Source organism: Lacticaseibacillus boliensis (genome assembly GCF_054784775.1).
In genome coordinates this window covers 25,215-50,159 of the sequence record NZ_BAAIHN010000008.1, presented here as the reverse complement: position 1 = coordinate 50,159, position 24,945 = coordinate 25,215, and the positions used below count along the sequence as shown (strand labels likewise).

General features: G+C 53.3%; 25 protein-coding genes. 8 read left to right on the top strand and 17 right to left on the bottom strand.

From position 1 onward, the window contains the following. Positions 1 to 3: 3 nt before the first annotated feature. Together noc and rsmG are read right to left on the bottom strand one after the other, a co-directional pair. Positions 4 to 861, bottom strand: coding sequence for a nucleoid occlusion protein (noc, locus tag ACYVRB_RS05240; RefSeq protein WP_461214007.1), 858 nt, complete (start codon positions 859 to 861; stop codon positions 4 to 6). Between the two features lies 1 nt (position 862). Beyond that, entirely contained in the window at positions 863 to 1,594 is a 732-nt protein-coding gene (gene rsmG / locus ACYVRB_RS05235; protein WP_461214005.1) for a 16S rRNA (guanine(527)-N(7))-methyltransferase RsmG, read from the bottom strand. Between the two features lie 235 nt (positions 1,595 to 1,829). Between rsmG and ACYVRB_RS05230 the strand changes: the two genes are divergently transcribed. Further along, positions 1,830 to 2,501: a type 1 glutamine amidotransferase gene (locus ACYVRB_RS05230; RefSeq protein WP_461214003.1), complete on the top strand. Its 672-nt coding sequence runs from the start codon at positions 1,830 to 1,832 to the stop codon at positions 2,499 to 2,501. 149 nt (positions 2,502 to 2,650) lie between these two features. Here ACYVRB_RS05230 and ACYVRB_RS05225 read toward each other — a convergent pair whose 3' ends face one another. The 6 genes from ACYVRB_RS05225 to ACYVRB_RS05200 form a co-directional block, all read right to left on the bottom strand. Then, positions 2,651 to 3,061 carry a pyridoxamine 5'-phosphate oxidase family protein gene (locus ACYVRB_RS05225; protein ID WP_461214002.1) on the bottom strand — a complete coding sequence of 137 codons (411 nt, stop codon included), beginning with the start codon at positions 3,059 to 3,061 and terminating at the stop codon, positions 2,651 to 2,653. A 21-nt stretch (positions 3,062 to 3,082) separates the two neighbouring features. Continuing rightward, complete coding sequence (locus tag ACYVRB_RS05220) at positions 3,083 to 3,253, bottom strand: hypothetical protein (protein WP_461214001.1); 171 nt, start codon at positions 3,251 to 3,253, stop codon at positions 3,083 to 3,085. 291 nt (positions 3,254 to 3,544) lie between these two features. Continuing rightward, complete coding sequence (locus tag ACYVRB_RS05215) at positions 3,545 to 3,763, bottom strand: hypothetical protein (RefSeq protein ID WP_461214000.1); 219 nt, start codon at positions 3,761 to 3,763, stop codon at positions 3,545 to 3,547. A gap of 36 nt (positions 3,764 to 3,799) precedes the next feature. Next, entirely contained in the window at positions 3,800 to 4,264 is a 465-nt protein-coding gene (locus ACYVRB_RS05210; RefSeq protein ID WP_461213999.1) for a flavodoxin domain-containing protein, read from the bottom strand. Between the two features lie 79 nt (positions 4,265 to 4,343). After that, entirely contained in the window at positions 4,344 to 5,459 is a 1,116-nt protein-coding gene (locus ACYVRB_RS05205) for a lactate oxidase (RefSeq protein WP_461213997.1), read from the bottom strand. 141 nt (positions 5,460 to 5,600) lie between these two features. Further along, the gene (locus ACYVRB_RS05200) at positions 5,601 to 5,906 is read right to left on the bottom strand and encodes a hypothetical protein (protein ID WP_461213995.1); all 306 of its coding nucleotides are present in this window, start codon (positions 5,904 to 5,906) and stop codon (positions 5,601 to 5,603) included. A 142-nt stretch (positions 5,907 to 6,048) separates the two neighbouring features. Between ACYVRB_RS05200 and ACYVRB_RS05195 the strand changes: the two genes are divergently transcribed. Further along, complete coding sequence (locus tag ACYVRB_RS05195) at positions 6,049 to 6,255, top strand: LBP_cg2779 family protein (protein ID WP_461213993.1); 207 nt, start codon at positions 6,049 to 6,051, stop codon at positions 6,253 to 6,255. A gap of 69 nt (positions 6,256 to 6,324) precedes the next feature. On the opposite strand, the gene ACYVRB_RS05190 is transcribed toward ACYVRB_RS05195, so the two are convergent. Beyond that, a complete protein-coding gene (locus ACYVRB_RS05190) occupies positions 6,325 to 6,951 on the bottom strand; it encodes an LVIS_2131 family protein (protein WP_461213992.1) in 627 nt (208 codons plus the stop codon). Between the two features lie 12 nt (positions 6,952 to 6,963). Next, the gene (locus ACYVRB_RS05185; RefSeq protein ID WP_461213990.1) at positions 6,964 to 8,322 is read right to left on the bottom strand and encodes an FAD-dependent oxidoreductase; all 1,359 of its coding nucleotides are present in this window, start codon (positions 8,320 to 8,322) and stop codon (positions 6,964 to 6,966) included. 148 nt (positions 8,323 to 8,470) lie between these two features. Here ACYVRB_RS05185 and ACYVRB_RS05180 point away from each other — a divergent pair, with 148 nt between their 5' ends. Continuing rightward, a complete protein-coding gene (locus tag ACYVRB_RS05180) occupies positions 8,471 to 10,282 on the top strand; it encodes an FAD/NAD(P)-binding protein (RefSeq protein WP_461213989.1) in 1,812 nt (603 codons plus the stop codon). Positions 10,283 to 10,330: 48 nt separating this feature from the next. Here ACYVRB_RS05180 and ACYVRB_RS05175 read toward each other — a convergent pair whose 3' ends face one another. From ACYVRB_RS05175 to ACYVRB_RS05160, 4 genes are all read right to left on the bottom strand, one after another. After that, entirely contained in the window at positions 10,331 to 11,458 is a 1,128-nt protein-coding gene (locus tag ACYVRB_RS05175) for a baeRF6 domain-containing protein (protein ID WP_461213987.1), read from the bottom strand. A 118-nt stretch (positions 11,459 to 11,576) separates the two neighbouring features. Then, a complete protein-coding gene (gene leuD / locus ACYVRB_RS05170; RefSeq protein WP_461213986.1) occupies positions 11,577 to 12,149 on the bottom strand; it encodes a 3-isopropylmalate dehydratase small subunit in 573 nt (190 codons plus the stop codon). Next, complete coding sequence (gene leuC, locus ACYVRB_RS05165; protein ID WP_461213984.1) at positions 12,149 to 13,522, bottom strand: 3-isopropylmalate dehydratase large subunit; 1,374 nt, start codon at positions 13,520 to 13,522, stop codon at positions 12,149 to 12,151. Before leuC ends, leuD begins: the two co-directional genes overlap by 1 nt. A gap of 236 nt (positions 13,523 to 13,758) precedes the next feature. Further along, positions 13,759 to 16,128, bottom strand: a complete 2,370-nt coding sequence (locus tag ACYVRB_RS05160; protein WP_461213983.1) for a phosphoketolase family protein — start codon at positions 16,126 to 16,128, stop codon at positions 13,759 to 13,761. Positions 16,129 to 16,363: 235 nt separating this feature from the next. Here ACYVRB_RS05160 and ACYVRB_RS05155 point away from each other — a divergent pair, with 235 nt between their 5' ends. Beyond that, positions 16,364 to 16,531 carry a hypothetical protein gene (locus ACYVRB_RS05155; RefSeq protein ID WP_461213982.1) on the top strand — a complete coding sequence of 56 codons (168 nt, stop codon included), beginning with the start codon at positions 16,364 to 16,366 and terminating at the stop codon, positions 16,529 to 16,531. A gap of 638 nt (positions 16,532 to 17,169) precedes the next feature. Here ACYVRB_RS05155 and ACYVRB_RS05150 read toward each other — a convergent pair. Beyond that, the gene (locus tag ACYVRB_RS05150; protein ID WP_461213981.1) at positions 17,170 to 18,363 is read right to left on the bottom strand and encodes an acetate kinase; all 1,194 of its coding nucleotides are present in this window, start codon (positions 18,361 to 18,363) and stop codon (positions 17,170 to 17,172) included. Between the two features lie 73 nt (positions 18,364 to 18,436). Beyond that, positions 18,437 to 19,759: a replication-associated recombination protein A gene (locus ACYVRB_RS05145; protein ID WP_461213979.1), complete on the bottom strand. Its 1,323-nt coding sequence runs from the start codon at positions 19,757 to 19,759 to the stop codon at positions 18,437 to 18,439. 201 nt (positions 19,760 to 19,960) lie between these two features. Between ACYVRB_RS05145 and ACYVRB_RS05140 the strand changes: the two genes are divergently transcribed. Beyond that, on the top strand, positions 19,961 to 20,266 hold the full coding sequence (locus ACYVRB_RS05140; RefSeq protein ID WP_461213977.1) for a hypothetical protein: 306 nt from the start codon (positions 19,961 to 19,963) through the stop codon (positions 20,264 to 20,266). Further along, on the top strand, positions 20,226 to 20,825 hold the full coding sequence (locus ACYVRB_RS05135) for a GNAT family N-acetyltransferase (RefSeq protein WP_461213976.1): 600 nt from the start codon (positions 20,226 to 20,228) through the stop codon (positions 20,823 to 20,825). The genes ACYVRB_RS05140 and ACYVRB_RS05135 overlap by 41 nt, the downstream gene beginning before the upstream one ends. Positions 20,826 to 21,460: 635 nt before the next feature. Here the strand turns inward: ACYVRB_RS05135 and ACYVRB_RS05130 are convergent. Then, the gene (locus ACYVRB_RS05130; protein WP_461213975.1) at positions 21,461 to 22,912 is read right to left on the bottom strand and encodes an NCS2 family permease; all 1,452 of its coding nucleotides are present in this window, start codon (positions 22,910 to 22,912) and stop codon (positions 21,461 to 21,463) included. Positions 22,913 to 23,117: 205 nt separating this feature from the next. Between ACYVRB_RS05130 and ACYVRB_RS05125 the strand changes: the two genes are divergently transcribed. Both ACYVRB_RS05125 and ACYVRB_RS05120 read left to right on the top strand, forming a co-directional pair. After that, a complete protein-coding gene (locus ACYVRB_RS05125) occupies positions 23,118 to 23,582 on the top strand; it encodes a NanQ anomerase/TabA/YiaL family protein (RefSeq protein ID WP_461213974.1) in 465 nt (154 codons plus the stop codon). A 549-nt stretch (positions 23,583 to 24,131) separates the two neighbouring features. After that, entirely contained in the window at positions 24,132 to 24,938 is an 807-nt protein-coding gene (locus ACYVRB_RS05120) for an AraC family transcriptional regulator (RefSeq protein ID WP_461213973.1), read from the top strand. Positions 24,939 to 24,945: the final 7 nt, after the last annotated feature.

Below are 24,945 nucleotides of genomic sequence, written 5' to 3'. Positions count from 1 at the left end.
CTGCTATTTAGCCTGCTTAGGAATCTCGATGACGATGCGGTAAACGCCATCGGCTTCTTCTTCGTGCATGGTGACCGGCATCCCGGCATCTTCGATCAGGTGCACTGATTTTTTTAGCGTGTTGACCGCCATGCGGGCGTCGTGACTTTGCGGGGTGCGCCGTCTCTTCTTGGCCTTTGCCGGTTGTGCCGACTTCGCTTTTGTTGGCGTATCCGCCAGCTCCGGATGCAACACCGCTTCGACTGCGGCTTGCGTCTCCTTGACGGTCAAGCCGTCATTGAGGATCTGGTGCACCAGCAGTTGTTGGTGATAGTCGTCGACCCGCAACAGCTCGCGGCCGTGGCGTTCGGTGATTTCACCGTTCATGATCGCTTGTTGCACGGGCTCCGACAGCTTCAACAGGCGCAGCTTGTTGGCCACAAACGACTGGCTTTTGCCCAGCTGGCTAGCCAGCTGCGCCTGGGTCAAGTCGTTGAGTTCCATCAAAGCGGTATAGGCTTGTGCCTCTTCGATCGCCGACAGGCCTTCGCGTTGCAGGTTTTCGATCAGCGCCATCGCCGCCGACTCTTCGTCGCTCATCTTCTGAACGATTGCTGGGGCCTTGGCCATATGTAGGTGTTGCATCGCCCGATAGCGCCGCTCGCCGGCAATGATCTCGTATTGATGGGAAGCGTATTCACGTAAAATAATCGGTTGCAATAACCCGTGTTCTTGAATCGTTTCCGCCAATTCGTTAATGGCCTGCTCGGTGAACACCTTCCGCGGCTGGAACCGGTTGGGAACGATCTGATCTAGCGGGATCTCTTGCACGCTCAATCCAGGCGTGAGGTCTTTCTTCTTTCCGAAAAATGGTAACGCCATGTTACTTGCCTCCCAACGGTAACTTGCTTGGGGTCCCCGGCTTGCGCGGATATTTCTTCGGGGTCGGCTGATGCTTCGTGATCACGACCAAGTTACGCTGGCCGCCTTCTTCCGGCAGTTCCAGCTCGACGACGTTGGTGATCGTACCGCCGAGGATCGCGACGGCACTTTTGGCCGCCTGCAACTCGGCTTCTGCAGAAGTCGCCTTCATCGCCACAAATACGCCGCCTACTTTGACCAGCGGCAAGCACAGCTCCGCCAGCACGTTCAACGGTGCTACGGCCCGCGCTGTCACCACGTCAAACGCCTCGCGCTGCGGTGAGTTTTTGCCGCCAAACGTCTCGGCCCGATCGTGATAGAGATGGACGTTGTCGAGGCCGAGCTTGGCGCTTAAGCGTTCAAGAAAGCCGATCCGCTTGTTCAGCGAATCGACGATCGAAATATCGAGCTGTGGCAAGGCAATTTTGACCGGCAGCGAAGGAAACCCTGCGCCGGCACCGACATCGCACAGGCTCAGCGCTTGGGTCTTCAGCTGCGGTAAGGCCTGCACCAGCGTCAGCGAATCATAAAAATGTTTCAGATACACCCCGGGTTCGTCGGTAATGCCGGTAAGGTTCATCTTCTGATTCTCAGCGACTAAATAGTCGTAATAGGCCGCGTACTGTGCCAGCTGACTGGCGGTATGGGGCAAGCCCAGATCGGCCAGCGCTGAAGCAAATGTTTCACGGTTCATGAATTACACCATCCCTTTGTGGCATCCGGTTTAAGCGCCTGTTCTCATTGAAATCAGGCGCGTTTCACGTCATGTTCTAGTTTAACGTAATTGGCCGACAACGACAACCGCCCGCCACCAACTCGAAGCCCAAACCCTTGCGTTTCACATGGAACACGCAACCCGCACTTTGCTTTTATTTACTGGCCAATTATGCTATCATTCCGGTAATTGATAGAAGAAAGGACGACCGCTTGTGGCTGAACCGATTACCATTGCATACCTGTACGAAGATCTGATGAACACTTATGGTGATTCTGGTGACGTAAAGATCTTACGCTACTGGTTGAACCAGGAAGGCTATGACGTCCGCGTCGACAACATCAGCCTCGATGCCCCGTTCAACGCCAACGATTATGATTTTGTCTTCTTCGGTGGCGGCCAAGATTACGAGCAAACCGTTGTTGCCCGTGACCTCAAACGCCACAAGGCAACGTTGACCGACTATATCGAAGCTGGCAAACCCATGCTTGCCATCTGCGGAGGCTACCAACTGCTCGGTGCCTATTATGAGACTAGTGAAGGCACGACGATCCCAGGGTTGGGCATCTTGCCATTGCACACGATCTTCAAGGCTGACGCTCGGATGATTGGCGACACCGAGTTCGAAACCGACTTCGGTACCGTGCGCGCCTTTGAAAATCACAGCGGTCGCACCTACTTCGATGATCCCAAAAAGCTGAAGCCGCTGGGCAAGATGGTCCAAGGCTATGGCAACAATCCCGAAGATGGCGTCGAAGGCATGCGGTACAAAAATACCTTTGGTAGCTATGCGCATGGCCCAATTCTCCGTAACGAAGGCATCGCCAAAGGCATTGCCAAGCTGATCGTCGAAAATCATCAACAACGCGTCGGCCAGCCAGCATAACTAAGAAGAAAAGCCCCACAATCATTAGACTTCTTGTCTAATGATTGTGGGGCACTTCACGTTTGCGGCTCGTCTTTTTTGATCGTCTAACAATGCAACTTAACAGCTCAACAAAGGCGTTAGGTCTGTGGCCTAACGCCTTTGTGTACTTATTCTGGATCGGCTTCGATCAAATCCCCTGCAACCTTGCCAACATCGAGCTTGTAGATGCGGTGAACGTTGATCACAACCGCAGAGATTGCCGGCGGCAGGTGCCGCGCTTCCGCAAATGCCTTGGCATCGGCATAAATCTGGTCATCGTTGTGGAACTCAGCGGTGCCCTCAAACCGGAAGCCCTTGAGCGCTGCACGGTCGACAACCGCCACGGCGGCTTTATGGTTGTCGTTGAGATTGTGCCATGCCTGCTTGCCGGTTTCTTCATTATAGATCAGACGATGATCGTCGAGGACCCGCATCGTCCCTTTAGGGCCCACCTGCGGATTGCCGTTTTCATCTGCAGTTGCCAAAAAGTTGAGCTGTGCTGCCACCATATCTTGCATTGCTTGCGTCAATGTTGCCATTTTGCCACGTCCTTTACTTTTTCACTTATGCCAAAAACTAGCAATGAATACTGCGATCACAATGCCTAACCCCAGCGCGGCAAAGCCGCCGATCACAGGATCAGGTAATGGTGCTTGCAATACCCACCATAACAAACCAATCAAACCCACTGCGAGCACGAAAAGCCCACAGCGATACCACCAAGTTTTCAAATCGTCCTCGAATATTCGCTGAATCCTGCGCACATCAATAAACCTGCATCGTCGAGCTGCGCAGGACAACGGCATTGCGTATAAGTCATCCCAGTCACGCACGGGCTTGCCCGCACGCGCCTAGGCTGACTTATACACATGCCTAAACCCGTCCTGCTCCGCTCTGGTTTCCTCGAGCTGCGCTGAGCAACGCAGGTGCGGCTAGCTACACACCAGCACTCGGGGCAAGACCCGCCCCAAGCACTAGTGCTGGGCTACCCGACCTGCTAAAGACGCTCAGTTCCGCTCTGGTTATAGATGTGCGAGGATCGTGTACTTGTCGCCGGCATCTTGGTCGACGCCAGAAGCTTCATAGAACACGGCAAACTTGCCATCTTGGTCTTGGGCGACGACCAGACCCTTGTCGGCGACATGTGCCGCCTTGTAGATCTGGGCAGAACGCCGCGCCGCCGCATAATCATAGTCGTTAGCGATCGCATCACCGGGGTTAAAGAATACGGCCTCATCCATCGCAATCCCCTCCTTAAAGCGTCGCGACCTAGCCGCTTACGCTTTGACTGACTGAACCTTCGCAACGATTGCCTTGGTGAACGCCGCAAATGCCGGCATGTCCGCTTGGGTCGCCCCTTGCTCGATCTTAATCGGGTCTGCACCTTGAATGGCGCCACTGCCGGTCAATGCTGCCGCAAAATGATCAGGCGCTGTATTGTAGCGATCTTGCCCATAAAAGCGATCCCCTGTCCCGGCGATACCAAACACCAAAGGCTTCTTGGAAAAATCGATCTGTTCCAGATCCGCATAGAAGTCTTGTGTCTCTTCCGGAATCACGCCGCCGGACCAGGTATAGGTCGACAAGATCACAGCGTCGTAATCCAGAAGCTTGGCCGCATCGGTTTGCTGCATCTCACCCAGTGTGACTTCGGCTTTCGCGTGTTCAAAAAACTGCACCAGAATCCGCGCCATACCTTTAGCGTTACCTGTGATCGATGCATATAGAATCAATACCTTCATGTGCGTTCACCTCTGGCTCCATTATACCATGATGGCGCTTTATAGACGAAAAAAGGCGGCGACACCGCCTTTTCGCTAATTAATCTTGGTAGTTAAAATGCGTTAACGGTGCGTTCTTCACATCTGCGATGGTCTTGGTGCCGGCCAGTTGCATGACGATCTCAAGCTCGTGGTCGATCTGCTCGAAGACGCTTTGTACGCCTGAAGCCCCGCCAAGTGCAAGCCCGTAAAGTACCGGACGGGCAAAGGCGACCAAATCAGCACCACTCGCCAGCGCCTTGAAGACATGGCTCCCGCGGCGAACACCGGAGTCGAAAATGATCGGCACTTGATGGTTGACTGCCTTAGCGACACTGGCCAGCATGTCAAACGCGGCAGGCCCGCCGTTGAGTTCACGGCCACCGTGGTTGGACACGTAGATCCCGGAAGCACCGGCACCAATCGCCCGCAGTGCGTCTTCAGGAGATTCGATTCCCTTAACGATTACCGGCAGCTTAGTGTATTCAGCGATCCGCCGCAGATCGGCTTCGCTGATCTTTTGCGCCGCGGCCGCATAGATCTCGCCGATGCCCTTGCCTTTGCCGTCGCCTTCAGAGAACTTCTCCAGGTTTGCCATCGGGATCGGAAATTGGAAGTTATTGATGATGTCTTGTTCCCGATAGCCATCGACCGTCGCATCAACCGTCAAGATGATCCCTTTGACGCCGGCCTTCATCGCCTCATCCAGCAGGCTGTAGTTGAAAGCCCAGTCTTTGGACATGTACAGCTGGAAGAATTGGGGCGCACCAGGAGCCGCAGCCGCGGTGTCAGCGATCGATGTTGATGAATAAGTACTCTGGCTCATCAACCCACCGACTGCCGCGACGCCCTTGGCCGTCGCCTTTTCCCCTTGGCTATGCGCAAGGCCTTGGGCGGCGGCAGGAGACATCATGACTGGGGTCTTCAGGTCGATGCCAAACACGCGCGTTGACAAGTCAGGATTTTCGATGTTGGATAACGCCTTAGGCACGATCTGGGCGTGCTCGAACGCCTTGGTGTTCTGCCGCAACGTCCAATCGTCTTCCGAACCGCCGACGATGTAACCAAAGCCACCGGTCGGGATGATCTTTTTAGCCTCGGCTTCCAACGATGGTAAATTCAAAATATCAAGCTTCTGTTCTCTGTCGCTTTGTTCGTACCCATTCATTACTGTCATAATAAACCCTCCCGTTAATTGATTACGAGATTAACTATATCACTTACTTTTTGTAAATAAAAGGGAAACTGCTAATTTTTTGTTAGTAAAATTTCTCGCAAAAAAAGAAGCAAGTCCAAGTTAAGATTTGCTTCAGACGTATCATGATATGGTTGGCATCAATTGTTGATCAACATGCAGCAGATAATGGACGGCGGCCGCCAACTGATTCTCGGCAAAAAAACGAATATCCGGTTGCGGACCGAAGACATCGATTTCGATCAGCGGTTCAAAGCCACCAAACGGGCGCAAAACCTTGCGCAACCACGCATCCCAGACCTGTGTCACGAGACCGTTGTTATTATCAAGGTTGCGGCGGATGATGATGTTCTTGTTTTCCCAGATCCGCACCCGAATTGGGGTCGTTTGCTTGGCGGCAAGTTCCTGGAGGTAAGCATAAGGTTCCATGATTGACCCACTCCCTTCAACACGAAGGCAACTTCCACTTACTTTTATTATACAAACAAAAGTTCGCTTTTGCAACTTATTAACGCATTTGTCGCAAAATTAGGTATACTAGGGTTAAGCGCATTCGAGGAGGATCTATGCAATGAACGAAAAAGATCAAGTTAACGCATTTTCCCGAGAGATCATCGAGTTTCAACGTAAGAATAATCTTACTGACACTGAGATGGCTCTCAACAGCCACGTTTCTGTAGAACACATTCACAACATCAAAGCGATGCGTGAAGCCCCAGAACCATCCGTGGTGGCTAGCCTCCGCGACTACATGGAACACAAACCCAAAGGCAAATAATCATCCTGCGTTTAAAAATAGCGGTGCGACATACCCAAGCTATGGGTACGCGGCACCGCTATTTTAATTTTATCTGGCGGCAACCTTCTGGAAGGTGTCGTTTGGAATACGAATCAAAGAAAAGCGTTGCGCGGTGTGGCCGACATGCATGCCCAAACCGTTGATAAGCGTCGGCTTGTACGTCCCAATATATGTGGCCACATAAGCTTTTTCATCTTGCTTTTCGAGTGCTTCAAGCTTCTTGTTCTGCCATGGGTAAGCAGAGGCGCGCACGGTCAGCGCATCAGTGGCAGACGACACGTCAGCGTTGCGGCTGGAGATCTCGTATTTGGTGCCTTCCGTCCAATAGGTGTAGTAGTGTACCGGATGGGTACCGTTTCCCGAGGTGACGCTGACGAAATATGACCGATCAGCATCAGTCCGCAACATCAACTTGTCATAGGTGTATTTCACACTAATGCTGTGGGTATCCGCGTAATCGATCGGACGCAGCCAAGTCACCCAAGACATGCCACACACTGCCACCACGAAAACCACCACTTCGAGCAAATCGATCAGCCATGTCCGACCGGCGTGTTGATTGCGAAACACGACCACCATTTTCAAATGGCGATTGCGAATGTTCCAAATGATGAAGACGAGGTAAGCCACAATGACTAACCAAGCGACCAGTCCTATCAGATTCCAAACGTTCATATAATCTCCTTATTACTCCGCTCTCAACTTGTCCGCCTGCGTGACGGCAGCTTGACCGAGGATGTTGAGGTAGTTCCAAGGCTTATCATACCAAGGGTTGAACAACATGTCGACATAAGCCAAGTCGTCGATGGTGTTGTGGTTTTGGATCATGACCGACACCAAGTTTGCAGACTGAGTGATCTCATGCTTGCTTAAAAACTGCGCCCCAAGGATCTCCCGGTTATCTTCATTATAAACTAAGACCATGTGCAACGGGTAGGCATCCGGCATGAACTCTGGCCGGTAGCTGTCGGAGACGGTCACCGATCGCGCGTGAAAGCCTTCCGTAAGCGCCCGATGCAGGGTCATCCCCGTGCACGCCAGCGTCTTGTCATACAGCCGCATCGCGCTGGTCGATTGGGTCCCCATGTAACGGATCGTGTTGCCAAAAACGTTGCGGCCCGCCAGCTTGCCTTGGCGCACAGCGTTAGTCGCCAACGGCGCGTAGGCATCATGACCAGTCGGATTGAAGTGCACCGCTGCAGCATCTCCGGCGGCGTAGATGTCCGAATCGCTGGTTTGCATGTAATCATTCACACGGATCGCACCGTCAGGCATCGTGTCGATCTGCCCTTCCAGCAACTCGGTCATCGCCCGAAAGCCCACGCAGACAACCGCCAAGTCAGCGGTATGTTCGCCTTTATCCGTGCGCACATACGCCTTTTTGCCGTCACTGTCGAATTGCAACGCCGTTTCGCTGAAGAAGGTCGTCACGCCATGCGCGCGGAGTTCATCGGCCACCATCTGGCGCAGTTCTTCGTCGACATAGTGGCTAAGCAACCCATGCACGCCGTTGATGAAGATCACCTTGCGGCCGATCCGGCTGTAAGCTTCCGCCAACTCGACACCGATATAGCCACCGCCGATGATGGCAATCGATTCTGCAGTTTCCGCGCTACGCTTGATTTTTTCAGCGTCGTCGGCGTTTTTGCACATCAAGACCCGTGGCAGACTGATACCTTGCAGTGGTGGGACGACCGGATAGCTACCAGTCGTCATGATCAGTTTGTCGTAAGTCTGGGTGAACTTGGCCGTGGTGACCATGTTCTGCACGTGAAGCTGATGGGCTTTGGCGTCGATCGCCACCACCTCATGGCGCAAGTGGACATGAATATTCGGACCCATCGCTTCGAGCCCTTCTGCGTCTGCATAAAACATATCTTGTAGGCGAGGGACTGTGCCTTCGAGATATAAGGCGATCCCACAAGACAGGAAAGAAATATCCGCCCGCCGTTCAAAAACATCAACGGTGGTGTCAGGATGTCGCGTTAAGATTTCTTGAACCGCTGCTGTCCCTGCGTGGGTACAACCGACGACTGCAATTCTCATTACTTGCGCCTCTCTTTTTGCGTCATTTAATCATGACTAACTGATGCTATTATCGCACGAATTCGAGTAAAGCAAAACGCTTTATTTCTGTATTCACAGCCAACCAGCTATAATTAAGTTATGTTCCCACAATAAGGAGGAGTCGCTGATGAAGATCGCTCTGATTGGAGCCGGACCTCGCGGATTACTGCTACTAAACCGCTTACTGGCCTGGCAACCCCACACTAACCGAGAACAGATGACCATCACCATTTATGACCCTTATCCCATCGGTGGCCGGGTTTGGCGCACCGACCAAGACCCTCATCTGCTGATGAACACCGCCGCTAACCAGATCACGTTATTTTATGACCAAACCGTTGTCGGTGCCGTCACCTTTACTCCAGGCCCCGACCTCGCCAGCTGGAGCCGCCAAGACGCCGCGGCTTTTCTCAAGCAACACCACGCCCCCACCAGCCTACAGCAAACTGCCGCCAGCCTCGAACCCAACGACTACGCGCCGCGTGCCTTATACGGTTACTATCAGCGCTGGTATTATCAACAACTCACTCATGCCCTTTCTGAAGAGGTGCGTGTCTTTTATCGCCAAACGACCGTCTCAGCCATCGAACACCGAGACGATGATTTTACCGTTGCGACCGCTTCTGAAAGTCAGCGCTACGACGGGATCGTGTTGGCCTTGGGCAACAGTGAAAACACCTTGACGCGCGAACAAGAGCGCCTCGCCGCCTTCGCTAAGCGCCATCGTTACCTCTATCTACCACCAAATTTTCCAGCAGAAGGCGACTTGTCTAGCCTCAGCCCCAAAGACGTCGTCATCATTCGCGGACTGGGGTTGAGCGCCCATGACTTTCTCAACCGGCTGACGACCGGCCGCGGCGGGCGTTTCACGATTTCTGACAACGGCTTAGTCTACCACCCCAGCGGACGCGAACCACATCTCGTAGCCGGATCTCGCCGAGGCTTTCCTTATCACGCCAAAGGCCGCAATCAAAAGGCTCCCGGCCAGCAAACCACCGCCCGTTTCACCACTACCGCCCAGCTCGACACATGGCAGGCGACTGGTAAAATCACCGGTTCGACGTTCATGACGGCAATGCGCCACGATGTTGAATTCACCTACTACAGTCGCCTGTTAGCCTCACGACACCAAGATCCCACCTGGTTTCAACTCGCCTTCACCACCGATCCGGACAAGGCGTTGGCGGCCTTGGAGCTGCCTGAAGCAGACCGCCTTAACTGGCAGGCCCTGATCGACCCGCCTGGCGATACTGATTGGCAGCAGACGATCCAAGCTTTTCTCGAACGCGACATCGCTGACGCCCAGCTCGGCACGCTTACCGGCCCGCTAACGTCAGCACTGGAGGTCTTGCGCGACCTACGCGACCAAGTCCGCCAGCTACTCGAGCGGGAGTTATTGAGCGACGATGAGTATCTCGATTGGTTCTTGCGCAAGTTCAATGGGCTCAACAACTTTTTATCGATCGGTCCGCCGCGCCAGCGTAACGCTGAGCTCCTTGCGCTGATCCAAGCTGGCATCGTTACGTTACTGCCACCAGGCATGCAGGTGCAAGGCGCCCACGGCCACTTCATCGCCACGAGCAGCACTGATGCCACCGTCGCTTATCGCGGCACCGCATTAATCGAAGCCCGCGTCCCTGCCGTCAACGCCCCAACCGCCAAAAATCCGTTGATCCAACAGTTGCTACACGCCGGTTACGCGACGCCATACGAGTTACAGCTCGATGGCGAACGGCGCTTCCAGTCTGGCGCCTTGCTCGTCGACCGCCAGACCCACCAGCTACTTGATGCCGCGCACAAACCGCAAGGCCAGCTTTACTGCTGGGGTGTCCCGACTGAAGGTGTGCATTGGCTGACCAACGCCAGCCCCCGGCCGCTGGTCAACGACATCAGTTTACGCAACGCCAACGAGATCGCCAAAGCCTTACTCAACTTATGAGGCCAGCAAAAGAGGTTAAGCCAGTGATTGGCTTAACCTCTTTTCGTGTTATTTCGTATAGCGCAAGATCGCGACCACTGGCGCCGAGAGCTGCGTCGGTGGCAACAGGCTAACGCGGCCGCCTTGAATCACGGCGAGCTCAGCCAGATCGTTGAGCAGATTATTGTGTTGCGCCTGTGGGCTCTTTTGATCCAAACTGCTGTCTTGAAGTTGGCCATTGACCCGTGCACCTTCTTGCAACAAGAGGTGGGCGACGGCGTGCGTGTTGATCGCATCAACGACACCATCGAGAGTCTCGACGATCCGCCCGCCGCTCCGCGCGGCATCCAGCTCTGCCAACAAGGCGTGCCGTGCCTGCGCATCGAAGTCCCCGATCAAGGTATTGGCCGCACGTGCCAGGTCTGTCGCCTTCGGGTTTGCCGGGCTAACTTCCAAGGCGATCGTCGTCAACAACGGATTCCGGCTGACTTCACGGAATACCGCCAGCGTCTGCGGCAGTCCCCACAAGACCAGCGGCCGCTGACTAGGCTTGGAGTAGTGATCGCCGATATACTCGTCGACCGCCTGGAAAAAGCGCTTGGTGTCGTTTGCCTCTTCCGTCGACTTGTCGGTGTGGCCGTGATAACTCACGGTACCAGGGCCTTGGCTAACCGAGTTCAAATTGCCGCCGCGCAACTCGCCGCCCAGCGTTCCCACCAGCGTCTGCGGGGCGTCTTCTGGCAACGCGACCGGCGCCAGCGTGTCATGATCGTTGCGATATAGCGCAATGCGGTCACGTTGCAAGACCAAGACATCAAAGTCGTGTTGTTTTTGCGCGTCGGCCAACAATGGTAAGATCTGCGGATACGTCGTCACCATCGCACTGCTAACCACCGGCGTGTCCAAGGCAAAAGCCTGCAGGCGGGTGCTGTCACACACTACGCCGAGCCCGCGGGTGGTGTTGCCGGTGATCCGTTGCGGCGTATCGAACAACTGTGTCAACTGGTCGTCGTAAGGTGCCCATGCTTGCTCGGGAAAAGTTTCTGTCATCACGTCTTTGGCGTGTGCGATCAGATGCCGCAGTTGCAAGTGGACTGCCGCCACATCTTGATGTGGTTCGCGAGGGAGGTAAATGGAAACGAAGGGTCCACTGGGCGTCTGCGCTAGGAAGTCTTGTAAGGTCGTCATATCGATCATGTCGCATTCCCCTTTCTATTCTTCTTCCAGCATATCAAGCCACGGGTCATCAATGCAAAGAATTGCGCCGCCGATTTCACTGCCCAAAAGCCGCCAGACAACGTCACCCAACTACCGGTTACCGTTGCGCCTCAAACCGCTTGATTTCGTCTTCGAAGCGCTGAGTCAACGCGATCCGGTCTTCACCTGCAAGCAACTGTCCTCGCCATACCGATTCGATGGCAAACGGCATCGTCGTTGCGCCACTGGTCACCGTTTGGGCCTCAAGATCTACCGTCACCAGTTGATCTGCCGCCAACGCCGCCAACTCAGCGCATTGCGCGCCGGTCAAGACGATCGGCACCAGCCCGTTGTGTAAGGCATTGGCATAGAAAGTTTCGTTGAAGCTCGACGCAATGATGACTTTGATGCCGTAATCACGCAACGCCCAGGCCGCATGTTCCCAAGCCGACCCGCAACCAAAATTGGCCCCTGTCACCAAGATCTGAGCGGCTTTGCGTGCCGGGTCATTCAGCACAAAATCTGGGTTGGGCGCGCCTGAAGCCAGGTACCGTTCACCATAAAACAATTGGTCAGCATAATTTTCCCGATCGGAATCTTTCAACGCCTCGCGCGAGATCAACTGGCCGGTATCGATGCTGTCTTGCATGACCGCAACAACGGGGCTGGTCACTGTTTGAAAACCACTCATCAGCGTTCCTCCTTACGAATATCGACAAAATGTCCGTTCAGCGCCGCGTAGGCCACCATCGCAGGGCTTGCTAGGTGTGTCCGCGCGCCGGCACCTTGGCGGCCTTCGAAATTCCGGTTGGTCGTCGAGGCACAATGCGCACCTGCCGGGATCTTATCGGGATTCATCGCCAAACACGCCGAGCAGCCGGGCTCCCGCCATGAACAGCCGGCGTCTTTGAAGATCTGGTCTAAGCCCAATGCCTCGGCCGCGTTTTTCACTTGGCGCGACCCAGGCACCACCCACACCGTTACGCGCGGATCGACGTGTTTTCCTTTCAAAATATGGGCGGCCACTTTCAGATCAGACAGCCGGCCGTTCGTGCACGAGCCGAAGAATGCGTAAGTAATGGGGATTTCAGCAGCGGTTTGGCCTGGATGCAGGCCGATATAGGCATAGGCTTTATGGGTGTTTTCGTCGGTGTCTGCCGGAAACGGCGCATCGACAGCGCCGGTCATCCCCGGGTTGGTTCCCCAAGAAACCTGTGGCGCTAAGTCGTTGACATCAAAATCGATGATTTTATCGTAATCGGCTTCACTATCGGTGTACAGTTGCGACCAGCGGGCAACCGCCGCGTCCATGTCTTTAGGTGCATATTGCCGCCCGCGCACATAATCGAAGGTCGTCTGGTCGGGGCGGATCATCCCGTACTTGGCGCCGCCTTCGATCGACATGTTGCAGATGCTCATCCGCTCTTCCATGCTTAAACCGTCGATGGTGTCCCCGTAATATTCGACGGCATAGCCATTACCAAAAGCCACGCCTTCGCGTCCGATCAGCCCTAAGATAATGTCTTTAGCATAGACGCCATGCGGTAATTGCCCATGAACGCGCACGCCCATGCTCTTAGGCTTGGTCTGCCAGATAGTTTGGGTCGCCATTACATGCTCGACTTCACTGGTCCCGATCCCAAACCCGATCGACCCAAACGCCCCGTGCGTCGCTGTGTGCGAATCGCCGCACACCACGACCATCCCCGGTTGCGACAGCCCTAATTCAGGCCCGATCACGTGGACGATGCCTTGTTCGCGCTGCCCGATATCGGCCAAGCGGATCCCAAATTCCTTACAATTGGCTTCCAGCGTCTCGATCTGTTTACGCGAGATCACGTCTTTGATATTAAAAATATCTTCCGTCGGCACGTTGTGGTCAACGGTGGCAAACGTCAGCTCCGGATGCCGCACCCGCCGGCCGTTTTGCCGCAATCCTTCGAAAGCTTGTGGCGAGGTGACTTCATGTAGCAATTGCAGGTCAACAAAAATCAACTGCGGCTGCCCAGGCTCACCGGCCACAACGTGCTGTTCCCACAACTTATCAAACAATGTTTTTCCCAAAGTTTCAAACCTCCTACCCTCTTCGCGACGGTCATCATCTAAAGTATAATATTCTTTATATTTTCATTTCAAGCAAAAAAATTATCTAGATGTTGACCAGTTCGATATGGTTGAAGCGTTTTCGGGATTTACCGGCCAACCACCGTTTTTTCCCGACTTATCATTCGAAACTTTCCAACCACAAAAAGGCGCCGCACACCAACCTACAGGTTGCCGTGCGGCGCCTTAACGCGTGTTTACTTAATGGCTTTCCAAGTCCAGTCGAGGACTTCCTGAATATCCTCGCCGGTTTGGCGAATATAGTCATGATGATACTGCAAGGTGTCGTCCATCTTCTGAATAAAGCCGGCCGCCTTTTGTTCGTAACCTGGCACATGGGCGATGATGTCCTTAGCCAAGTGGAAACGGTCGAGCTCGTTGACGACCCGCATGTCGAACGGCGTGGTGATTGCGCCTTCTTCACGGTAGCCGTGCACATGCAAGTTGTGGTTGTGGCGATCGAAGAAAATGTCGCGGATCAAGTCTTCAAAGCCGTGGAAGCCAAAGAATACTGGCTTGTCGGTAGTGAAGTAGCGATCGAATTCTTCGTCAGATAGGCCCCGCGGATCGCGGTCTGGACTCTTCAGCTTCAAGAGGTCGACTACATTGATGAAGCGGAACTTCAAGTCTGGGAAGTTATCGTGCAACAAGTTGATTGCAGCGAGACTTTCCATGTTTGGTTCCGTGCCGGCCGCTGCGATCACGACGTCTGGTTCAACGCCATCATCATTAGACGCCCAATCGATGCGCTTCAAGCCGTTGTTGGCGAGCACTTGCGCTTCTTCGATGGAGTAGAACTGCGGCCGTGGCTGCTTGGATGTGATCAGCAAGTTGATCGTGTTTTGACTTTGGAAGACCTTCGGGGAGATCGCCAGCAAGGAGTTGGCGTCAGCCGGCAGGTATTCGCGGATGAACTCGCCTTTCTTCTCGGCCAAGTGCGTCAAAATACCTGGATCTTGATGGGTGTAGCCGTTGTGGTCTTGCTGGAAGGAAGTCGATGTCGACACCACATTCAAGGAAGGATATGGCTTGTGCCATTGTTCCTTGGCCGCTTCGCGCATCCACTTGAAGTGCTGGGTGAGCATCGAATCCACGACGCGCAAGAAGGCTTCGTAGCTGGTGAACAAGCCGTGGCGGCCGGTTAACGTATAACCTTCCGCAAAGCCTTCTGCCTGGTGTTCTGACAGCTGCGAGTCGATGATCCGGCCAGACGGGGCCATTTTTTCATCGCAACCCTTGCCATCGATCGGTTCCAGCCACTGGCGGTTGGTTGCTTCAAACAACCCATAAAGCCGGTTGGACATGGTCTCGTCAGGCCCGAACACCCGGAAGTTTTCGGGATTGAGCTTAATGAGATCGCGCAGATAATCCGACCAGATGATCATATCTTGCTTGACGTTTTGGCCGTGCTTGCTGTTATCCAGCGCATAGTCTTTGAAGTCAGGCAAGATCAACGGCTTGGCATGGTAGCCGACGTTGGTGATTGGGTTGGCCGCCATGCGCTTGTCCCCTTTTGGCGTCAAGGCCTTGAGTTCAGGGATCAAGGTGCCATTGTCGTCAAACAACTCTTCTGGCTTATAAGAACGCAGCCAGTCTTCCAACGATTCCTTGTGCGTCATGTCGTCACGCTTGACTGGAATCGGGATCTGATGGGCACGGAAGGAGCCTTCGATCGGTTCGCCGTTCCAAGTCTTCGGGCCGGTCCAGCCTTTTGGTGTGCGCACGATCAGCACTGGCCAGTGCGGCATCGTGGTGTCGCCGGTTTCGCGGGCGTGCTTTTGAATCGCCTTGATGCTTTCGATGGCTTTGTCCATCGCCGCAGCCATGATCGGGTTGAGCTTGTTGACGTCGTCGCCTTCGACAAAAATTGGGGTCCAACCCATGCCTTCGAAGTATTTCGTCAAGTCTTCATCAGACTTGCGCGACAAGATCGTCGGGTTGGAGATCTTGAAGCCGTTCATGTGCACGATCGGCAACACGGCACCGTCTGTGATCGGGTTGATGAAGGTGTTGGAGAACCAAGAAGCCGCCAGCGGCCCGGTTTCGGTTTCGCCATCGCCGGTAACCGCCGCTGCGATCACGTCAGGATTGTCCAAAACCGCGCCGGTAGCATGGCTCAAAGTGTAACCGAGCTCGCCGCCTTCATGGATGGACCCTGGGATCTGCGCGTTGGCATGGCTTGCCGCGCCGCCTGGGAAGGAGAAGCGCTTGAACAAGATCTGCATGCCCTTCTCGTCTTGGGAAATATAAGGATACTTTTCGGTATAGGTACCGTCGAGGTAAGCGTTAGACAGCATCACCTGACCACCGTGACCGGGACCTTCCAGATAAAACATATTGAGATCGTATTTGTTGATGACCCGATTGAGATGCGTATAGATGAAGTTTTGCCCCGAGATCGTGCCCCAGTGGCCAATTGGATAGAACTTGACGTCGCCGGATTCCAGCGGCCGTTTGAGTAACGGATTGTCAGCGAGGTACAGCTGCCCTACAGAAATGTAATTGGCTGCCCGCCAATACGCGGTCATTTTGTCAAAGTAAGCTTGAGATGAATAATCTGTCGCCATGACGAATACCTACCTTTTTGGATTTGATAGCTTCAGTATAACACGTTTAATGCAGAAATCACTTACTATCGCTTAAAAATACTTAAAATCTTGTTTGTTTCGCGGACATTATCTCATGAATACAAGAAAAAAACCAAGAAAATGTTTGTCAGGCTGTGAAACGTGTTACAATGTTCACAAGAAGATGTGTCCAAATTTAATTGAACCTAGTCGTCCAACAGAGGGGCTGAGAAAAATGCGATTAACGTTATTTGACTGGTTGATATTGGGGTTTGCTGTTCTGGCTGGAATTGCATTGTTCGCGATCCACGCGGTTGTCGAAGCAATCATCGTAATCGTTTTGATGGTCGTCGCGGTATTCTTGCACCGCTCGATCAACAATCGCCCAGGCAGGTTATCATAGCTGATATTCGTGATTAATTTCACGGTAATTCTCCACATTACAACAAAACTGGCACGTTCTTGCAAGAACGTGCCAGTTTTTGTTTGTTCTGGACGACAACAAATTGCCGGGTGTGGCCAAAAGCGACTCCAGCAGGCTTCAATCTGTCGTAGTGGTGGTGCTTTCACCCACACCCTAGATTCGACGTATCAGGATAGTTCAGAGCGCTGGTAAATCAAATTCTTAGTTGATCAGAGTTCTGTTAAAGAATGGTTTACGTGCCAATGAGCAGTTAGCTTCGAGAATTTGCAGTATGGTTAGCACATTGGTCATCTATGTGCAGTTAACCGGAAGGAGGAGGTGGGCCAGCGGCGCGAAGGCGGAAATGGCAGTATGCAGTGACAACGCCAACGCCTGTGAGACAGCTTTGCTGGCTTACCGGTGATGGCGTCGGCAATTTTGGAGATACGAAGTAGCTTCAAAATTAGTCGGAAGACTGCGAAGCAGGCTGCAGACGGCCGCACAGCATACTGTCATTTCCGCAGCAGCAGAGCTGGCCTACTTCCTCCTGGAGGACGGCCAGACCACGATACTTCCAACCAAAAACCCCAGACCAGCGACACGTGATGTGTGGTTGATCTGGGGTTTTGGTAAAGCGATTAGTCTAGGCGTTCAAAGACATCGCGGACGATCATCAGCTCTTCGTTGGTTGGGATCAAGAGGGTCTTGATCTTGGCATCTGCGCTGGACAGATCGACTTCGACGCCGTGCGAGGCGACGTTGACCTTTGGATCGATGCCAGCACCCAAGAAGTGCAGGCGATCGATGATTTGGCCACGCATTTCATCGGAGTTTTCACCGACACCACCGGTGAAGACCAGCACGTCGATGCCATCCATCACAGAAGCGTAGCTAGCAACATATTTGGCCGCGCGGTTGGCGTAGATGTCCAACGCCAGCTTGGCTTGCGGGTTCGTGAATTCGACTTCCTTAAGGTCACGCTGGTCTTGTGACAGCTCGGAGATGCCAAGGACCCCGGATTCATGGTTCAAAATATGCAGGATCTCGTCGACATCGGTGATGTCGAGCTTCTTCATCAGATAAGCGACCAACGACACATCAATATCCCCGGAGCGGGTACTCATCGTCACACCAGCCAATGGCGTGAAGCCCATGGACGTGTCGACAGACTTGCCGCCTTGCACCGCGGTGATACTGGAGCCAGAACCCAAGTGCATGACCACGATCTTCAAGTCTTTGGGATCTTTGCCTAAGAACTCAGCAGTCCGCGCGGAAACGTAGCGCACACTGGTCCCGTGGGCACCATACTTGCGGGCCCCAAATTCCTTGTAGTATTTGTAAGGAATACTGTATAGGTAGTTTTCTGGACTCATGGTTTGGTGGAAAGAGGTATCAAACACAGCCACTTCGGTCGCCCAAGGCATCATCTTGGTGAATACTTCGATGTATTTCGCTTCGACTGGGTTATGCAAAGGCGCGTAGTCACGGAGGTTTTGAATCTTCAACAAGACCTCTGGGGTCACCACGGTGGATTCTTTGAACTCTTCACCACCGGCAACCACCCGGTGCCCAACGCCGACGATTTCGTGCAATTCATCGACCAGCCCGAGCGACTTGAGGTTGTCCATCACAGACGCGACCGCTTCCCCGAAGTTGGCCACCGGCTTGTCATCACGATAAACCTGATGATCGCCATATTTGACCTTGATGTTAGACTTCGGTTGTCCAAGACGATCGACTAGACCTTCCCCTAACTCTTTTTCAGAAGGCATTTCGAACAACTTCCACTTCAAAGTAGAACTACCTGCGTTGACTGCTAAAATTTTGACCATTTCTCTCACTCCTCAACTGCGATCGTCGACCAAGTGTCGCTCACGCTTTTTAACGCACCGACTGCGGGCGCGTTTACTTTTTAGATTGATGACGCTGGTGCCAGGCGGCGATTTGGGCCAATCTGGCTTTGACTCGCGCTTCTGAGCCCGAGTCGGTCGGGTGGTAATAGTGATGATCGACAAGATTGTCTGGCATGGTTTGCATGTCGGTGAGTTTATCTGCGCTGTCGTGGGCGTATTGATAATCATGCCCGTAGCCGAGGTCTTTCATTAAATCGGTGACGCCGTTGCGGATCACCAATGGCACCGGATCCGCACGCGTCGTTTCCGCATCGTGTTTGGCCGCTTCATACGCCGTGTAGACGGCGTTAGACTTCGGGGCGAGGCTGAGGTAGATCACGGCATGGGCGAGATGCACGGAACATTCCGGCATCCCAATGAACTGGCACGCCTGAAAAACGCTGGTGGTGATCTCTAACGCCCTAGAATCCGCCATTCCGACGTCTTCTGAGGCGAATCTGACCAGCCGCCGCGCGACATACAGTGGATCTTCACCACCGTCGAGCATCCGACTCAACCAATACAACGCCGCATCGACATCGGAATTGCGCATCGATTTATGCAACGCAGAAATCAGATTGTAGTGTTCTTCACCATTCTTGTCATAAAGTAGCTGCTTTTTGGATAACAGCTGGTGGACTGCATCTCCCTCGACAACGATCTTGCCGTCGCTTTGTTCCTGGGCGTTAGTAACCGCCATCTCCAACGTGTTCAACGCCACCCGCGCATCCCCATTGGCAAAATCAGCGATCTGCGTTAACAGCGCTGGCTTGATTGCCACTTGTGAGGACCCGTAGCCGCGCGGGTCGGTGATCGCACGTTGTAGTAACACGACCACATCATCTGTTGTCAAAGGCTTCAGTACAAACACCCGAGTACGTGATAAAAGCGCGGCATTCACCTCGAAGCTGGGGTTTTCTGTCGTCGCGCCGATCAACGTGATGCTCCCACGTTCGACGTAAGGCAAGAACGCATCTTGTTGCGCCTTGTTGAAGCGGTGAATTTCGTCGACAAAGACGATCGTCCGCTGGCCTAACTCACGATTGCGGGTTGCTTCTTGCATCACCTTTTTGATTTCATTGATTCCACTGGTCACCGCCGAGAACGTGACGAACTCGGCTTGCGTCTGCTTGGCGATAATCCGCGCCAGCGTGGTCTTACCAACACCTGGTGGCCCCCAAAAAATCATTGAAGGCACCTTGTCAGCTTCGATCAGCTGCCGTAGCACGCGGTTTTCTCCCAGCAAGTGTGGTTGACCTACCATCTCGTCAAGCGTCTGCGGACGCAAGCGGTTGGCGAGGGGCTGGAAACGTTGGGAATCAAAAAGACTACTCACTTTGCCACCTTCCTATTCAAACTTAGGATTTGAATATGTGTCTACTATAACATGAAACCGTTCTCTTGGAACCGCCGTAATTGATATTCTGTACATTGTTTCACATATACTGTACACGTGTTCCACTTGCCGATGACAGCGACCATCTGCTTGTGATAGCATGAGGATGTAATAACAACTGTATTGAAAGGTGGCTATCCCATGTCAGAACAGCTCTTGAACGACTTCCCTGAAGGCGCTTTTTCTGCCTTTTCTACTGCGAAAATGTCCCATTTTCTCCCCGTTCGCAAGACTCTCGATGAACACTCCCTCCAATCCTTCTTCGGTGCCGATGCCAGCAACGTTCGACGGACGGATGAGGGCTTGTCCCTGCGGCTTCCAGATGCACCACCAGTGCGTGCCAAATACGGGGAGATCATCGTGCACTCGGCCAACGGCAAGTACAAGGTGATCGATGAAGAATATTATGCCAACAACTTCAACGATCCCTTACCAGATCCGTATTGAGCGAGGTGCAAATGTGGTCGCTTTTGAAAAATATCATCCCTTGCTCTCGGCTCATTACACTTTCGATTGGCTGACGGCCAGCAAGCTCAAAGAGCTACATGCCTTACGAGCCGATGCCACCCAAGCAACACTATCTGATCGTACAACCGATGCAGCGTTCACGCAAACCGCGCGCTACGTCAACCACGCAATGCGGCTGGTGATGGCCAACCAGGCCTTGATCTACGGCGTCACCGACCGCCAAACTCAGGCGCTGGTGGCCAGCGTCGCGTTGCTCGCGATTGATCCACAGCTCACCCAGGCGCAACTCCAGGTTGAAAGCACGCTAGGCGACGATTCCGTGGCGTTATATGATGAAATCATCCCCCGCATCGTCGGCTTCGGCTTCTTCGAATTGGGCCTCGCCACCCTCACCGCCTCCCTGCCGCAAGTCGCCACACCATTAGGTACTTGGCTACTTGCCCACCATTTTGAACCGACTGCTTCGCCCCAACTCGGCCGCCAGTTCTTAACGTTGGCCAAATCAGCAGTTGCAGACAACCCTCAATATCATTTCTAAAAAAACACCCCAAGCCAGACGTTCGCGTCTAACTTGGGGTGTTTTTGTGCTGTCGTTGTCCGGCAGCGTAAGTCCTCTTGAGGATGTGTTGGGGATAGTGGTATAGGTCCGGACGAGGTGCACTCCAGACAGATATGGCTGGAACGGTGCGCGGCGCTCGGGAGCTAACTCTCCGCTACGCTACGAGTGGATCTTCCTCGACGCCTTTGTTGTAAGCGGCAAGCCGCTAACAACAATGCCGCGCCTGAGCCATCTCGGGCCTCCACACCCCAAACCCTGACGTTAGCGTCGCTCGTCACCAAAAGTGGCAATTTCCAAGAGAGTAGAAATGAATTAGTGGTGACCAACGAGTTGACCCGTTTGTCCATGACATCAAACTATCCTGATACGCAGAATCCAGGGTGTGGGTGAAAGTGACGGAAGCAGGTCAATCTGACGTGGTGAGATTGCTGTTAGCGACTTGTCGCTTACAGCAATGCACAGGTGGAGATCCACTTCGTCGCAGACGAAGTTAGCTCCGCCGAGCACCCTCTCCACGACAGATTGAAACCTGCTGGAGTCGCTTTTGCCTACACCCGACAGCTTACTGGCCTACCACACCCCAAATGCTTACGCTGCCGGACAGCAAACGTCAATCACATGAGTGCCATAAAGACGAAATCGAGGACGAAGCCGAACGTCACGACCCACAAAACGGGATGGACTTCTTTGGCCTTGCCGGTGATCAGCTTGATCAGGCAATAGAAGATGAAACCAGCGGCGATCCCGTAAGAAATGTTGTAGATCAAGCCCATGACGATCGATGCCATGAACGCCGGGATGGCTTCTTCCAGATTGCTCCAGTCGATTTCCTTGAAACTGGACATCATCATCACCCCGACCATGATCAAGGCCGGCGCCACCGCCTGCGTTGGCACGATCGCGATAATCGGCGACAGCAGTGAACTGATGGCAAAGCAAACCGCAACCGTCACTGCGGTCAACCCTGTGCGTCCGCCGGCACCGATGCCGGCAGCTGATTCGACGAACACGGTGATGTTACTGGTCCCGAAGATCGACCCCACGCCGGTCGCAATCGCGTCGGAAAACAGTGCCTTGTCCATCTTCGAAGAAAAGCCGTGCCCTTTTTCCATCGCCTGCATATCGTGCTTGGTGAAGATTCCAGTGCGGCGGCCGGTCCCGATGAAGGTGCCCAGCGTGTCGAAGATATCCGAGAACGAAAAGGCGAAGATCGTCATGATCGATAGCAAGATGTGATGCCCGTCGATAAACAGGCTACCGAAGCCCTTGCTGGAAAAGGCAGCGCCAAACGTGGTGCCAAGTTGGCTGATGGCATTACCGATCGAATTGGCAGACGAAATGTGCAGATTCGTCACCCCGAACGGAATCCCAATGAGCGTGGTACCAACGATCCCGATCAAAACCGCACCGGGAACCTTTTTGACCACCAGCACCGCCATCAACAACAAACCCAGCAGCGCGACGATCGCGCCTGGCTGAGTGAAGTTGACCAGCGCCGGCACGATACCGCCACCAGAAACGACACTTTGCACACCGCCTTTGATGGTGTGTGCCGCCGCGCTGCCACCGTTAACACTCAAGATGCTGCTGGCATCTGACGTAAATTGCAAGAAACCGGCGTTTTTCAATCCGATGTAGGCGACGAAAACCCCGATCCCACCGCCGATCGCGTGTTGCATGACGTCTGGGATCGCCACGATGATGAGCTTACGAATCTTGGTCACCGTGATCAAGATGTTGATCACCCCGCACAAGAACACCAAGGCGAGCGCTTCTTGCCAAGAAAATCCCAGTGCCGCAACCACTGTATATGTAAAGAACGCGTTCAACCCCAACCCTGGCGCCAAGGCGTAAGGTACGTTGGCGAACAGACCCATGATCAAGGTCCCGGTCGCGCTGGCAATGATCGTCGCCAAGAACACCGCTTGTGATGGCATCCCTGTCAGCGCAAGGGTCTGCGGCGCAACGAACAGGATATACGACATTGCAAAAAAGGTGGTCAACCCAGCGACAATTTCACGCCGACGGGTCGTATGGTTCGCTTCTAGTTGGAAAAACTGGTCCATGATAGGCTCCTTCAATTTGAATGTTAAGAAAAAGCCTACGCGTATTTTCAGAAAGAATCAAGTCGAAATGCGTTCAATTTTGATGAAAATATTTTTAATGTTCGGATTATAGAAAGTAAGCGTTTCATTTTTCGAACACTTGGCGTACACTACGGTAGGGTAACCGGTTTACTGGCTATCATCATTCTCGAAAGAAGGTTTCTATATGTTTGTTTTTAATCTGAACGCGCCTCATCTGAACCTGATTCACTCAACTGGTCTGGGCAAGGTCCTCAGCTACCTCCAAACCACCGACCTCGTGGCACTAAAGCCTGGCCGCGGTAGCGTGGCCCCGGATATCCCAGTCACCATCCAGGAATATACCACCCGTACAGAAGCAGAAGGCAAGTATGAAAACCACCGTGACGAAGTCGACATTCAGCTGATCGTCGAAGGTGAAGAGCTGGTTCAAGTTACTAACACCGCCGGCCTGACCCAAAAAGAAGACGACTTTGCCGCCCACGACATCGCCTTTTACGCTGACCCGACAACGACGCCGCAGAACCTGATCTTGCGCGCCGGTGATATCGTCGTCTTATTCCCAGAAGACGCCCACAAGCCTTGCCTCGACACCGATGGCAAGCACGACGTCAAGAAGCTGATTTTCAAGGTGCCGTTAGCCCAGTTCTAACACCTCAAAGTCAGCGATTCCTTCTAAAAATTATTCAAGCACACGCTTTGCCGCCGCTTACAACACATGAGATTATGGCATCAGGAGTTGGGAAAGGGCATGCGTTAGCCGGCTCCTTGCATGTCTAAAGAGACTTGCACACTGACAGTTGCAGACAGCCACGATCAATTTTGAAAGCAAATCTGTCAAAATTGACCAAACTAGGATGCTTTGTTAAGTGCGTGTTTCCGCAAAATTCACCCAGGCAAAAAATTGAACTCAAAACAGCTTATTTGAGTTACCCATAAAACTCAGGCCACGCTACGAAGTCGTTGCGTGGTTTTGGTGTGTCTTCGATATCATAGCTGCTCGGTTATGAGTAACGCCAGTCTGCTAAATGTCTCGCAAGTAACATCATGACATCCTATAATAATTGAAACGAGAACCGGTCACCTTAATTATAGCGTATTACCAACAATTAGCGAATGCGGCGATCGATCCCGATTAATGAGTTACGTTTATTTAAAGTGACCATCTTAATTATTCGTAGCGTTGAAATGAGGGTTCACTATGCGCTTATTATTCAACTCACCAGATTTTTCCTTACCGCTGTTTGTCGATAGCATTGGCTATGACTGGGACCAATACCGCGTCGACCGGCCCAACGGCTACCCTTATTACCACTGGTTACAATCTAACGACGGCCAAGGCGCCGTCACGATCGGTAGCACCTGCTTCACCTTGCAACCAGGCGAAGGCTTTTTGATCGCGGCCAACATCCCCCACGCCTATGCGCCGGTCACACCAAAATGGAATACCAGCTACTTCACCTTTGGCGGCGCGCTGGTCAACGAACTGACCAGCGCGATCGGGCTCCACGAATTCGCCCACATCACCCAGCCCAGTCGCGAGGTCCTGCAATTCACCCGCATCAGTTACCAAACGATCAGCAAACAAGCAGACAACATCGACCTCAACGCATCGCCTGCCGTTTACGAATTCTTGCTGGCGCTGCGGCCATACCTGCAGGCCGATTCGCCGACCAACACCAACACCCACCGCATCGCAGAGGCCGTCTTGAGCCTGATCCAGAATCACTACGCTGATAACCTCAACAACCAGGCCTTCGCCACGGCCACCAACTACAGCATCCAATATGTCTTGCAATGCTTCCAGAGCACTTATCACCAGACACCTAAGCAATACCTCAACACCTACCGCATCAAAAAGGCCAAGGAGCTACTCATCAGCCAGCCGACCCTGCCGCTGGCCGCCGTCGCCACCAACGTTGGCTTCAGCACCGAAAATTATTTGATCCAGGTCTTCAAACATCAAGAAAACCTCACGCCCGGCCAGTTCAGAACGATGTTTCAATGACAAAAAA

Excerpts from the sequence above, each read along its gene's own strand:
- leuD (WP_461213986.1), bottom strand. The coding sequence starts at position 12,149 with ATGAGTGGTTTTCAAACAGTGACCAGCCCCGTTGTTGCGGTCATGCAA.
- noc (WP_461214007.1), bottom strand. The coding sequence starts at position 861 with ATGGCGTTACCATTTTTCGGAAAGAAGAAAGACCTCACGCCTGGATTG.
- ACYVRB_RS05150 (WP_461213981.1), bottom strand. The coding sequence starts at position 18,363 with ATGGTCAAAATTTTAGCAGTCAACGCAGGTAGTTCTACTTTGAAGTGG.
- ACYVRB_RS05125 (WP_461213974.1), top strand. The coding sequence starts at position 23,118 with ATGTTTGTTTTTAATCTGAACGCGCCTCATCTGAACCTGATTCACTCA.
- ACYVRB_RS05140 (WP_461213977.1), top strand. The coding sequence starts at position 19,961 with ATGTCAGAACAGCTCTTGAACGACTTCCCTGAAGGCGCTTTTTCTGCC.
- ACYVRB_RS05195 (WP_461213993.1), top strand. The coding sequence starts at position 6,049 with ATGAACGAAAAAGATCAAGTTAACGCATTTTCCCGAGAGATCATCGAG.
- rsmG (WP_461214005.1), bottom strand. The coding sequence starts at position 1,594 with ATGAACCGTGAAACATTTGCTTCAGCGCTGGCCGATCTGGGCTTGCCC.
- ACYVRB_RS05160 (WP_461213983.1), bottom strand. The coding sequence starts at position 16,128 with ATGGCGACAGATTATTCATCTCAAGCTTACTTTGACAAAATGACCGCG.
- ACYVRB_RS05155 (WP_461213982.1), top strand. The coding sequence starts at position 16,364 with ATGCGATTAACGTTATTTGACTGGTTGATATTGGGGTTTGCTGTTCTG.
- ACYVRB_RS05135 (WP_461213976.1), top strand. The coding sequence starts at position 20,226 with ATGCCAACAACTTCAACGATCCCTTACCAGATCCGTATTGAGCGAGGT.
- ACYVRB_RS05180 (WP_461213989.1), top strand. The coding sequence starts at position 8,471 with ATGAAGATCGCTCTGATTGGAGCCGGACCTCGCGGATTACTGCTACTA.
- ACYVRB_RS05225 (WP_461214002.1), bottom strand. The coding sequence starts at position 3,061 with ATGGCAACATTGACGCAAGCAATGCAAGATATGGTGGCAGCACAGCTC.
- ACYVRB_RS05210 (WP_461213999.1), bottom strand. The coding sequence starts at position 4,264 with ATGAAGGTATTGATTCTATATGCATCGATCACAGGTAACGCTAAAGGT.
- ACYVRB_RS05175 (WP_461213987.1), bottom strand. The coding sequence starts at position 11,458 with ATGATCGATATGACGACCTTACAAGACTTCCTAGCGCAGACGCCCAGT.
- ACYVRB_RS05190 (WP_461213992.1), bottom strand. The coding sequence starts at position 6,951 with ATGAACGTTTGGAATCTGATAGGACTGGTCGCTTGGTTAGTCATTGTG.
- ACYVRB_RS05120 (WP_461213973.1), top strand. The coding sequence starts at position 24,132 with ATGCGCTTATTATTCAACTCACCAGATTTTTCCTTACCGCTGTTTGTC.
- ACYVRB_RS05130 (WP_461213975.1), bottom strand. The coding sequence starts at position 22,912 with ATGGACCAGTTTTTCCAACTAGAAGCGAACCATACGACCCGTCGGCGT.
- ACYVRB_RS05215 (WP_461214000.1), bottom strand. The coding sequence starts at position 3,763 with ATGGATGAGGCCGTATTCTTTAACCCCGGTGATGCGATCGCTAACGAC.
- ACYVRB_RS05185 (WP_461213990.1), bottom strand. The coding sequence starts at position 8,322 with ATGAGAATTGCAGTCGTCGGTTGTACCCACGCAGGGACAGCAGCGGTT.
- ACYVRB_RS05200 (WP_461213995.1), bottom strand. The coding sequence starts at position 5,906 with ATGGAACCTTATGCTTACCTCCAGGAACTTGCCGCCAAGCAAACGACC.
- ACYVRB_RS05205 (WP_461213997.1), bottom strand. The coding sequence starts at position 5,459 with ATGACAGTAATGAATGGGTACGAACAAAGCGACAGAGAACAGAAGCTT.